The sequence below is a fragment of the Patescibacteria group bacterium genome, assembly GCA_041662665.1.
Taxonomy (GTDB): domain Bacteria; phylum Patescibacteriota; class JABMPQ01; order JABMPQ01; family JAQVVF01; genus JAQVVF01.
This window is the reverse complement of the sequence record JBAZSC010000003.1, coordinates 136,269-148,575: the sequence shown is the minus strand read 5'-3', so window position 1 is coordinate 148,575 and position 12,307 is coordinate 136,269. Positions and strand designations below refer to the sequence as shown.

Below are 12,307 nucleotides of genomic sequence, written 5' to 3'. Positions count from 1 at the left end.
AATATTTTTATTTCTAATATCCGAATATCGTAATATCCGAATATCTAGTCGCGATTTATAAGTATATCTCCAAAAATATTTTCTTGCGAGATATTTAAGCAATGCTGTTTATTCAATTCCAGCAATGCCAAAAAAGAAACAATTGTTTCAGACTTTGATTTTTTATTTTTAATTAAATCATGAAATTTAAATTTTGCTTGCTTCAAAATCAATCCTTTTATAAAAACAATTTTTTCTTTGATTGACACTGCCTTTTTGATTGTTTTCTTTTCCAATATTTCTATTTTTTCAAATCTACCAAGTAATTCAGACAAAGCTAAGTTCATATTATTTAAATTCAAAGTTTTTCCTGGATAGAAAGCATCGATTTTTTGCAAACTAAATTTTTGTTCAAAAGAAATATTTTTGCCATATAATTCTTGAATTTTTAATGACAAATCTTTATATTTCTTGTATTCCAACAATCTAGCTTGCAATTCTGCAGCTGAAACTTCTTCATCTGTTCCTAAATTAATTTCTGGCAATAAGTTTCTTGATTTTATCAAAATCAATTGTGCTGCCACATGCAAAAAATCAGCCAACAATGCTGGACTAATTTCCTCTGAATTTTCTAAATATTTTAGATAATCATCTGTTACTTTTGATAATGAAACATGAGTAATATCCATTTTTTCTTTTTCAATCAAATCCAAAAGTAAATCCAAAGGCCCTTCAAATTTTTCTAATTTTACGTTGTATTTCTGCATTTCTATAGTTCTCAATTCTTGTTTTAATTTTTGGTGGAAAATCATAAAAATCAGAAGTTTGAGATAGGTATCTAACCCCAATATCTGACAAATCAGTTAAACCGCTTAAAGTAATACCTCCCCTATGTTCCAAAAACAATTCGGCTTGCTTATCAGTAATTGTTTCTAAACCATCAAGATAAATATTACCAACAAATCTGCTAAGTAATAATGCTACTTCGTCAGAAATAAAATGCAAACCTCTTAAAAATATTGCTGTATTTGCTTCGGTTGCTTTTGCAATCAATTTGACTGCAATTTCTTTTGGCAGATAAGTCACTTCATCAAAATCTATAATTTCTCCATTTTCATATATTTCGATATTTCTTTTTACGTTAGGAATCTCCTTTATCTCATCTGCAGTCTTTTTTTCACCATAAAAATCAAACTTCATCTTTCGCAATGCCTCTCTTAAATCCAATACTTCCTCACCTTTAATTGGTTCATTTTTATCTATTTTATCATTCAAATCTTTTGCAATTTCTACAACTTTTTCCGAATCTTCATTTTTAACGATTTCTAAACCAGACTCAGATTTTTTTTCTGATTCCATTGTAACATCATGAATTGCTTCTTGTTCACGCATTTATAATTTTTAAATTTTTTTAATCCGTATAATTAGTGCATCATTTGTGAAAAATTTGTGTAAATTCGCGATTCTTTATTTTCCAAAACTTCCAACAATTGGTTCTTCTACTTTTTTATAATTCGCTGGAGTCATTTCCAGAGATTCAGTAAAACTACCAGCATTTAAATTAATTTTCTTTTGTTTTAACAACAATGAATCAACAAAAGTTTTATAACCATAAAAACTGCCGAATGGCGCCATCGCTCCTTCTTTGCCAACAATTTTTTTCTTAACAATATTTTCAGAACACAATGAAATTTTTTTAATTTTCTGTGCTTTTAATAATTTTTGCCTGTCCGCCGAAGCTTTAGCGAAGGCGGATGCTTTAGTGGTTGCAGTTCTTATATTGTCTAAAGTTTTAGCCTCTTTCACACGCCAAACATTAATAATTTTCTTCAGCTTATTTATATCCAATTTTTTATTCGCAGATAAAACAACAAAAAAATAATCATTATCTGCTTTAACTAATAATGTCTTTGCAACAGTTTTAATATTGATATGTTGTGTCGCTGAACTATCCCAAGCAGTATAAACCTTGCGATGCGAAACTACCTTATATTTTGCTTTTTTATTTTTTAGAAAACTCTCAAACTTCTTCATCATAAAATTAATTTGTCACATCTTTCTTAACATTTAAAGCCATTTTTGTTGTAATTTTATCCATTTTTTCAAGACGATCTATTTCATCGATTGCCCTTTTTCTTAACATAATATTTTCTTCGCGAAGAAACATGAGTGTCTCATAATTATCTAGAATATAGTCATATAGATTTTTATCATCAGCATGTTTTTTTAAATCAACTTTTGCAACAGCCATTCTTTCTTCTTCATGTTTTATCAATAGATCATATTGAGCAATTTCTTCTTTGTATTTTTCAATTTCAACTTTGTATCTAGAATAAATTTCTTGATATTCTATGCCTTCTATTGGCTCTCTTCCTTCTTTCATATTTTATTAATTTAAATTAATTAGTCTCCCTCTTCTTTATATCATAAACTAATTTTGCTAAATGATCAGCAAATTTATCAAATTGCCTTTGTAATTCAAAGATAACTTCTTTCTGCGTATATAATTCTTTCAAATCTCTTTTTAAGCTGACATACTCAAAATATTCACCTTCGTGTTTTTCTCTTAACACTTCAATACATTCCTCTATCATTGGTTCAAGCTCTTTTATCCTATCTAACATTCCTTGCCTTTTTTGGTTTATTGATCTCAATTCATCTGCAGAAGCTTGAAGCAATCCGTTTACTTCAAGATATAATTCTTCTGAACTCATTTTTTCTCCCTCTTTGGTAATACTTTTTCCTTTAGTACTACCTTTTATTTCTGATTGTGATAATTGTGGCTCGCCTTCTGACATAATTTTATAATTAATTATTATTTATTTTTTTAATTCGTTCAAATTTTTTCTTTTATACATTTCCTGACAAATTGCAACAACTATCATAATCAGTATTGTTAAATAACTTGCAATAGTTAATCCCAAAGACATTTTAAATGTTGAAGTTGTATCAAGACTTGCTAAATTAAATAAAATTACAAAAATCAAATTTCCAAAAAACATCAAAATCTGAAAAACCCATGCAATAATATGCGCCACATTTGATTTTGCTAAAAATTGAATTAACGTCGCAATTAAAAAGATAATTCCAATCGGAGAAATAATCCAAATTATTAAATATAAGAAAAAGTACAAAATTTCTTTTGCCACTGTTTTCCAGCCTTGATCAACTCCAGTTCCAACTGTTTTATTATTATCAGCATCACGCAAATACAAATCATCAGTCATTTCTGAAATTGTCATTGAATCATAGAGCTTTGTTAAAAAATATTTTTTAGAAGTTTGCATCCAAGGCTTGCCAGAAACAACTGCCCAATTTTCAATCTGTTTTGGCATCACAAATCCTGCATAATCAGTCGTAAATCCTGGTACATTTTTTTTATGATCTGCCAAAACATACAAAGTAATTCCAACATATGGTTCAGTTGGCGGATAATAAATTGACATATAATCATCTTTCAAAACAGCAGTCTCGCCTTGAATTGTATACAAATCTTTTTCGTCATCCAAAATCTGATTTGCATTTTTTTGTTTTGCTTTTTCAACTTGAACAGCCGAAATTTTTAAAGGATAAACAATATTTTCTGATTTAAAAACTAATTGCAAAGGAGTTGCTCGACCCTCGCTTAGTCTTTTTGAAGCGACAGTATCCAAAAACTCTGCCTGAACCTTTACAGCTGTAAATACCCAATTATTCTTAATATAATCATCAAAAATATAAGCTTCATTTTCTGGATATTGAAAGCCATTATCTTTTAGCCAAGTCGCTAAATCTTTAGAACTAGTTGACTCTAAAACTGCAATATCATAAATATCAATTTTCTTTCTTTCTAAAACAGTCACGCCTTCTTTTTCAGCCATTGGCGCAACTCCCAAACCATAATTTTGATCATATATTCTTGTTTGACCTGTCAAATCATCTAACGATTTAAAAAGCTCATCCGAAGACTTTGAAACTTCTGGTCTAGTTGGAGTTGGAATCACCCAACCAAATTGTTTTGCATCGCCAGAAAATTCAACAGACAAAATCAAAGTTTCAAGACCTTGATCATACACAATAACTGCTTTTTGACTGTCTTCTCGAACATAATAATCTGGTGGCGGTAATATACCTCCATCTGCACTGCAATAAAATGGCAGAATGAATACCAATGCCAGCAAAGAAAAAATAATTTTCTTCAACATAATTTTTTGTTTTTAATTTTTAAAAATATTCTACTTTGCCCATGGCAAAGGTAGTTTTTCACACCTACTAAACCCCTGCCGTGGGCAGGGTAGAAGGTTATAAGCCCTAGTCAACTATTTTCAAATGTAATTCCTTCAATTGTTTTTCAGAAACAACAGATGGAGCGCCTAACATGACATCTTGCCCCTTACCATTTTTTGGAAAAGCATAAATATCACGAATACTTGAACACTCTAATAATATCATCATCAATCTATCAAATCCAGGAGCGCAACCACCATGAGGAGGAGCGCCAAATTCAAAAGCTTTAATCATATGACCGAATTTAGAATCAACATCTTCTTTTGAATATCCAGCAATTTCAAAAGCCTTGTACATTGTTTTTGGATCATGGTTTCTAATTGCGCCAGAGCTTACTTCAAATCCATTGCAAACAATATCATATTGATAAGCTAAAATTTCTAATGGATCTTTTTCTTCCAAAGCTTTAATACCACCTTGAGGCATCGAAAAAGGATTATGTGAAAAATCAATTTTGCCAGGCTCTAATTCTGACATATCATACATTGGATAATCATAAATCCACAGCCAAGCTGCTTTTTTTGGATCTTTTAATCCTAATTTTTTACCACATTCTTCTCTAACAGCTCCCAAAGACGTACAAGCAGTTTTCCAAACATCAGCACCAAAAAATATAATATCGCCATTTTTTGGTTTTAGCTCTTTAACTATTTTTATTAACACTTCGTAATCCAAAAATTTTGCTATTGGAGATTTTAGAGAAAAATCATAGCCTTCTATTTTACAAGTTCCCTTGGCAATATCAGTATCACTTGGTCCAGTAACAACGATATAAGCCAGCCCTTTTGCTCCTTTACTTCTTGCAATATCCGTTAAACTATCAATTTCACTTCTTGAAAATTTAGCGCCACCCTCTATATTTAGAGCTTTAACAACTCCACCATTTTTTACAGCATCACTAAAAACCTTGAACTTACAATCTTTAACAATATCCGAAATATCTTTTATTTCAAAATCAAATCTCAAATCCGGCTTGTCAGATCCATATTTGCTCATTACTTCTTTGTAAGTAAATCTTGGAAAAGGTTTTGTAATTATTTTTTTATCTGAGAATTTTTCAGTCAATTCAATCATCAAAGGCTCAATAACTTTCCAAATATCTTCTTGTTCAACAAAAGACATCTCCAAATCAATTTGATAAAAATCACCAGGATGACGATCAGCTCTTGGATCTTCATCTCGAAAACATGGCGCAATTTGAAAATATTTATCTAAACCTGCAACCATCAATAATTGTTTAAATTGTTGTGGAGCTTGAGGCAAAGCAAAAAACTTACCAGGATAAATTCTTGATGGTACTAAATAATCTCTTGCACCTTCTGGAGATGAGTTTGCTAAAATTGGAGTCTGAACTTCAATAAAATCTGCTTTATGAAAATATTCTCGAGCATAAGTAATCATTTCATCTCTTTTTTTCAAAATATCCTGAAGCCTTGGATGCCTCAAATCCAAAAATCTATATTTTAATCTCAAGTCTTCATTAACTTCTTTTTCTGAAGATATAGAAAAAGGCGGAGTTTTTGAAGTACTCAAAACTTGTATTTTATCTGCCAAAACTTCAATCTCGCCAGTCTTAATTTTTTTGTTAATCATTTCTGCTGGCCTCTCACGGACTGTGCCTAAAACAGAAACTACAAATTCATCTCTAACTTTATCAGCCAAACTAAAAGCTTCATTATTCTTTGGATCAAAAACAACTTGAGTAATCCCATATCTATCTCGCAAATCTAAAAATATCAAACCACCGTGATCGCGTCTGGAATTTACCCAGCCAGCAAGTCTGACATTTTGAGTATTGTTTTCTAAATTAAGCTCACCACAAGTGTTTGTCCTTAACATAAAAATGAGAATTATGAATTATGAATTATGAATAAAGAATCATGATTCTATAAAATTATATCAATTTCCTCTTCTAAAGTCAAAACCAACTTGACAAAAACATATTTCAAGCATAAATTTTAATCAGCACCCTGACAAAAAGACGGAGGAGACAAAGATGAAAATCATCGTCTATGATCAAGAATTTCGTAATGCGGAAATAATAAAAGAATACTTCGATTTCAAATTCCCAGGCAATGATATCGTAATAGCTGGTACGAAGAAAACTCTACAAGAGGCCATAAGTCAATCACAAACACCCTTCGTAGTTATTCTAGGTGAAAATGAATTGTACAGAATTTCTTATGCAAAGCTTTATGGTCTAATTCCAGAAGGTACTCTTGTAATTATTTATTGCTTCAAAGAAACTCTTTCTGACAAAGATATCCCTAGTTCAGATCCCAAAAAGCCAATAAAATTCATTGATCGAAACGAAGCAGGACTTGATATCCCAATAATGATTCAGTGGTTAAAATCGCAAGGCTGCACCATCTAAACGAGTCAATCTCGTTTTTTTTATTGCCTTACTCAAATGCGTTTTCGAATAATACTCTAATTAATTTTCAAATTGCTATTCGAAAAATTATTAGAATTATTCGAAAAAGTATTAGAGTGAAACCGACTTTATGTTAAAATAAAATAGTCAATTATTAAAATAAAAAAACATGCTTAAAAAAATTGTCATTGGTTTAATAACATTAATTCTTTTCACTCCATTAACTTTTACTCATGCCAAACTTCTACAACCAAAAAATTTAGTTTACAAAGGCGCTTTTAAAATTCATGGCGAGGAAGAAACTAGTCCGTATACTTACAGCTATGGCGGACAAGCCTTAGCTTTTTATCCTCAAGGAGATCCAAGCGGATCAAGCGATAATTATTCTGGCTCGCTTTATATTACTTCTCATGACCAATTCCAATATATTTCTGAAATCACAATTCCAAAACCGATCATTTCCAAAAATTTAGATGATCTAAATTCAGCAGAAACTTTGCAAGGTTTTACTGACATTAAAGATAATCTTTTTGGAGAATTAGAATTGCCAACAGTTGGTTTAACTTATTTGGCCAAACAAAAGGACCAGACTTCTGGCAAAATTTATTATACATGGGGACAACATATGCAAGAAGGAGAAAGAAATCCTGCTTATGGCTTTTTTAATTTAAATTTATCAAATCCGCAAGTTCAAGGTCCATGGAAAATGGCAAAACAAGATAATTATGTTACTACCAAATATCTATTCAACATTCCAAAATCTTGGGCAAAAAAATATACGCCAGGCAAAAGATTAGTTACTGGACGATATCGCGATGGCGGACAAGGTGCTCAAGGTCCATCATTATTTGCCTATAATTTAAACGAACCTCTACAAACAGGATCATCAATAAAAAATACAACACTTCTCAAATATCAAAGCTATTATCAAGATCCAAATGCAGAAAATGCCTTAAATAATTATAAACATTCTGACAGCTGGTCTGGTGGAGCCTGGCTCACAACAAAAGACAAATCAGCTGTAATTTTTGTTGGCATCAAAGGAATTGGCAATACTTGGTATGGATATTATGATGGCACAGTCTGGCCAGACTACCCTCCTTACCCAGAAGTTGGTCCAGGCGAACGAGGCTGGTGGTCAGAAAATTTTGAAGCCCAAATTCTTTTTTACAAAGCAAAAGATTTAGCAAAAGTTGTAGAGAAAAAAATACCATCCTACAAACCACAGCCATATGCCATTAAAAAAATTGAAAAAAGAATGTTCTTTACACCAACAACGGAATTTAGACGCCTAGGCGGAATATCATATGACCACAAACATAATAGATTATATATTACCGAATTTCGCGGCAATCAAAACAATCAAGCACCTATTTTCCACGTCTGGAAAGTAAAATAAATTGGCTTAATTTAAAAAAAAGTTAGTCGAAATTTAATTTGTTTTAACGCAAAAGTCAAAAATTTTTGTGACAGAATTTTTGACGCAGAAGCTAACGCAGAAAACACAGAAACTAAAACAGGATCATCAAATCCTGTTTTACTTTATAAACTTTAAGAACTTTATAACTTTATGAACTTCTACGTTTATCCCATTTTTCCCATTCAACTAACAAACAAGAAGCAACAAAAATTGAAGAATAAGAACCAATTATAATACCAATAATTAATGCAAAAATGAACCATTGAATTGTTTGACCGCCAAATAGATACAATGACAACAAAACTAATAAGGTCGTCATACCTGTTGCCAAAGATCTAACTAAGGTTTGATTAATACTTAATTCGGCATTAACTTCCAAATCTATTGATGGATCTTTTAAAACATTATCTCTAATTCTATCAAAAACCACAATTGTATCATTTACTGAATAACCTAACACAACCAATAATGCAGAAACAAATAGAACATCAATTTCAACGCCCATAAAATATCCCAAAAGTACGAAAATACCACAGACAATCAAAATATCATGAACTAAAGCCAAAATTGCGCAAGCAGCCATTTTCCAAGAAGAAACTGTTGACGACATTTTTCTAAAAACATAAGCAATATATAAAATCATGCAGATTGATGCGAGGACAACAGCAATGATTGCTTTATTTTTTAAATCTTTTCCAACACTTGGACCGATTGATTCAAAACGCAATTCTGTAACTTTGCCAGTATCCTTAAAATCTTTCTCTAAAGTTTTCAGAATCTTATTTCTCTGTTCATTATTTAAATCTTTTGCTCTTATTATTATTCCTTTTTCAGCAGCTGGTTGAACTGATGCAATACCCAAATCTAAAGAATCTAATTTTTCTCTTATCAAAACAATATCTGGTCTGCTTTTTTTAAATTCAATTTCCATCAATGTACCGCCAGTAAAATCAATACCTGGCTTAAAACCAATAAAAATCAAACTTAAAATTGATGTCAAAACTAAAAGTGCTGAAATCGTCAAAAATATTCTTCTGTATTTTATAATTCTTATCATTATATTTAGTTTATTAGTTTAATTATCCTGCTGTTTTTAAATTAATTTAAGATTTTCTTATATTAAATAACCATAATTTATCTTTCAAACCATTAATCATTAAAATTAATTTCAATAATGTTCTTGTTACAGTCAAGGCTGAAAATAAACTTAATATAGTTCCAATACCTAAAGTTATTGCAAAGCCTTTGATCATTGATGTACCAAACCAAGCTAATATAAAACAAGTAATCAATGTTGAAACCTGAGAATCTCTAATCGACAACCAAGCGTGTTTAAATCCATCATCAACCGCCACTCCCAAGCTTTTGCCAGAATATAGCTCTTCTTTCATTCTTTCAAAAATCAAAATATTTGCATCAAGAGCCATACCAATAGATATAATAAAACCAGCGACACCTGCCAAAGTCATTGTTACTGGAATAAGCTTAAATATCGCTAAAGATAATAATGCATAAATAAATAATGCAATAATCGCAACTAATCCAGGCAAGCGATACATCACTATCATGAATAATGCAACAAGTAAGAGTCCAAATAATCCAGCGATAAAACTTTTTTCAATTGCAATTTTTCCTATTGAAGGACCAATGTTAGTTTGAGAAATCAAAGATACAGGAACAGGCAATGCTCCAGCATTTAATCTGATTGCTAATTGTTTTGCTTCATCAATAGTAAATTTACCAGAAATAACAGCTTGTCCTTCGCCTATTCTTTCATTAACAACTGGATCAGAAATCATTTGACCATCTAAAAATATTGCTAAACGCTTGCCAACATTTTTTTCTGTTATATCAGCAAATAATTTCTTGCCTTCATTATCAAATTCTATTGCCACAACTGGCTGATTTGTTTGTGGATCAAATTGCAATTGTGCTTTTTTCAAATGACTTCCAGTCAATTTTGTCATTACCCAACTGCCAGAATCCAAACCAGATTCTTGTTGCTTTAATTGCTCTGTTAAAGCATTAATGTCAATTTCCTTACCACTTTCATCAACTACTTTTGCATCATTTCCCTCACCAACAATTTTTAAACTATTCGTATCAATAACTTCTTGACTAGTAGTTGCTTTGTTTTTTAATTCTTTAGTTTTTTTGCTAATGAGACTATCAGCTCCACCACTTGCTGGTTCCTTTACAGGCTGTGTGCTTGGCGGCAATTCTCTAAAATCTAATGATGGAGTTTCACCAATTGTTTTAACTGCTTCATTAATATCTGTTACGCCAGGCAATTCAACAATAACCCTCCAATTATTATCAACTTTATTAGTTTGAACAACTGGCTCAGAAACACCTAAGCCATTGACTCTTCTTTCAATAACATCTCGAACACCTGACATCGCATTTTCATATTCACTATTTTCAACGTTCTTCAAATCAGCTTGATAAACCAATTGAGTTCCTCCTTGCAAATCCAAACCTAAATGAACCTTTAATTCTCTAAAGATTTTTTTACCGCCAATCGTAAAATCAATATTCGGACCCTTTGGCCAATCAACAATACCAGCTAAAACTGATAAAACTATAATACCCAAAAATGATAACCAGACTTTTTTCCTAATAGACATTTTGTTTAATTTATTTTTTATTTAACTTACCTAACTGAATAACAAGTTATTTTTAATTTTCTAATTACCAAGGAGTTACATGTACACTCTCTCCTAAATACGCCCATTCAAAAAGCCATTTAGAATCTGGTACTGATAAATTCACACATCCATGACTCATTGGATAACCAAAATTATTATGCCAAAACGCGCCATGTATAGTATAACCTCCATCAAAAGGCATTGCGTACGGTACATTAGGAATATCATAATTATCTGGATGATTAGGTCCATATTCATGCTTCATTCGAGTTGACAATACTTTAGCTTGAATAAAATAATCGCCAGTCGGTGTTGGATATTTGGAAATTCCAGAAGAAATCAACATCTCTTTAACAACTCTTCCTTGCTCATATACATATAATCTTTGTTTAGCCAAACTCACTTCGATATAACGATATTCATTTCTTCCGCTATAATATTTTTTTCCAGGAATAGTCGTAATTCTTTCTGATTTTACATCTTTAATAAATCTTCCGACCGCAACTCTTGCACCTCCACTAATATAATTACCATAAGGCTTCAAACTCACTTTAAGCTGTCTGCCATTAACCTTAAAAGCACGCACTTCAGAAGTTTGTCCATTAGCACCAGTAATAATTTCATCCAAACCATCATTATCAATATCGCCAGCATCAACATTAGCACCTTCTTGATGAGAAGTTGGATAAGCATCAAATTGACCTAAGATTGTTTTTTCTTGATCGAATTTATAAATTTTTAATCTTGCATTAGAAAATCTAGCTTTAGAAATAGCAATTTCCTCATCTTTGCCTCCATCATAATCTCCAACAGCTACGTCAACTCCACCCTTATAGGAATTTTCAAATGGCCAGAAAATTTTATCTGATTCTTTTCCTCTGCCGCTAAAAACTTTTACGTGTGATCTTGATCCTAATCCTGAGCCTACAATAATTTCATCTTTTTTATCGGAATCTACATCGCCAGAAGCTACAGAAGCTCCACCAGTATGCAAAGATGTTAATGCCAAAAAGTTCCTAATTTGTTTTTTTCCTCTAAAAACTTTAACCCAAGCCTGTCCGCCTGTTGCTTTCGTTACAATAATTTCTTCTTTTCCTATTCCATCAATATTACCAATTGCAACATCAACACCGCCTTTGAAAGTTGATTCAAAAGCCATAAAATCTAAAATACATTTTCCACTTTTCTTAAAAACTCTGACTCTTGGTCCTCCGCCAACTCCAGCACCAATTACAATTTCATCTAATCCATCATCATTTACATCACCAGTAGAAATAAAACCACCACCTTGAAATGCGCTTTCAAATGCTAAGAAACTATTACTAATCTGTCCCTTTCCTTTATAAACTTTAACTTCTGGAGACGTAAAATCAGCTTTTGCATTGGAAACAAAAAAACCGCATCCAAAAATTAACGCTAACGCAAATAACCAAGCTCCTTTTTTCATAGTTATTTATAATTTAATTAATTTATAGTAAATAGAAAACAGAAAATAGTTAACTAGTCTAACTAGTCTAACTTTTTTCTTACAATATCATAATAGCACAAAAATATTCAGTATTCAATAGTTAGCTTCTACCTTGCCCACGGCAAGGGTTTTTAAAAGTTACTACAAAAAAT

At 31.4% G+C, this 12,307-nt stretch carries 12 protein-coding genes; 2 read left to right on the top strand and 10 right to left on the bottom strand.

Annotated elements, in window-relative coordinates; genetic code table 11:
* Positions 1 to 44: 44 nt before the first annotated feature.
* The 7 genes from WC663_05240 to aspS all read right to left on the bottom strand — a co-directional run bounded on the left by WC663_05240 (position 45) and on the right by aspS (position 6,084).
* Positions 45 to 746, bottom strand: coding sequence for a segregation/condensation protein A (locus tag WC663_05240; protein ID MFA6296734.1), 702 nt, complete (start codon positions 744 to 746; stop codon positions 45 to 47).
* Positions 712 to 1,371, bottom strand: coding sequence for a hypothetical protein (locus tag WC663_05235; GenBank protein MFA6296733.1), 660 nt, complete (start codon positions 1,369 to 1,371; stop codon positions 712 to 714). Before WC663_05235 ends, WC663_05240 begins: the two co-directional genes overlap by 35 nt.
* A 75-nt stretch (positions 1,372 to 1,446) precedes the next feature.
* Complete coding sequence (locus tag WC663_05230) at positions 1,447 to 2,016, bottom strand: YbaK/EbsC family protein (GenBank protein ID MFA6296732.1); 570 nt, start codon at positions 2,014 to 2,016, stop codon at positions 1,447 to 1,449.
* Between the two features lie 4 nt (positions 2,017 to 2,020).
* Positions 2,021 to 2,362: a hypothetical protein gene (locus WC663_05225; protein MFA6296731.1), complete on the bottom strand. Its 342-nt coding sequence runs from the start codon at positions 2,360 to 2,362 to the stop codon at positions 2,021 to 2,023.
* Positions 2,363 to 2,378: 16 nt separating this feature from the next.
* Positions 2,379 to 2,777 carry a hypothetical protein gene (locus WC663_05220; GenBank protein MFA6296730.1) on the bottom strand — a complete coding sequence of 133 codons (399 nt, stop codon included), beginning with the start codon at positions 2,775 to 2,777 and terminating at the stop codon, positions 2,379 to 2,381.
* Between the two features lie 21 nt (positions 2,778 to 2,798).
* Positions 2,799 to 4,163 (bottom strand): DUF2330 domain-containing protein, encoded by a 1,365-nt coding sequence (locus WC663_05215; GenBank protein MFA6296729.1) that lies wholly within the window; start codon positions 4,161 to 4,163, stop codon positions 2,799 to 2,801.
* Between the two features lie 106 nt (positions 4,164 to 4,269).
* Positions 4,270 to 6,084 carry an aspartate--tRNA ligase gene (aspS, locus tag WC663_05210; protein MFA6296728.1) on the bottom strand — a complete coding sequence of 605 codons (1,815 nt, stop codon included), beginning with the start codon at positions 6,082 to 6,084 and terminating at the stop codon, positions 4,270 to 4,272.
* A 157-nt stretch (positions 6,085 to 6,241) separates the two neighbouring features.
* Here aspS and WC663_05205 point away from each other — a divergent pair, with 157 nt between their 5' ends.
* Positions 6,242 to 6,619, top strand: a complete 378-nt coding sequence (locus WC663_05205) for a hypothetical protein (protein ID MFA6296727.1) — start codon at positions 6,242 to 6,244, stop codon at positions 6,617 to 6,619.
* Between the two features lie 169 nt (positions 6,620 to 6,788).
* A complete protein-coding gene (locus tag WC663_05200) occupies positions 6,789 to 8,018 on the top strand; it encodes a hypothetical protein (protein ID MFA6296726.1) in 1,230 nt (409 codons plus the stop codon).
* A 169-nt stretch (positions 8,019 to 8,187) separates the two neighbouring features.
* Here the strand turns inward: WC663_05200 and secF are convergent, their stop codons facing one another.
* The 3 genes from secF to WC663_05185 form a co-directional block, all read right to left on the bottom strand.
* Positions 8,188 to 9,096, bottom strand: a complete 909-nt coding sequence (secF, locus tag WC663_05195) for a protein translocase subunit SecF (GenBank protein MFA6296725.1) — start codon at positions 9,094 to 9,096, stop codon at positions 8,188 to 8,190.
* Between the two features lie 46 nt (positions 9,097 to 9,142).
* Positions 9,143 to 10,666, bottom strand: coding sequence for a protein translocase subunit SecD (gene secD, locus WC663_05190; protein MFA6296724.1), 1,524 nt, complete (start codon positions 10,664 to 10,666; stop codon positions 9,143 to 9,145).
* 64 nt (positions 10,667 to 10,730) lie between these two features.
* On the bottom strand, positions 10,731 to 12,134 hold the full coding sequence (locus WC663_05185; protein ID MFA6296723.1) for a L,D-transpeptidase: 1,404 nt from the start codon (positions 12,132 to 12,134) through the stop codon (positions 10,731 to 10,733).
* Positions 12,135 to 12,307: the final 173 nt, after the last annotated feature.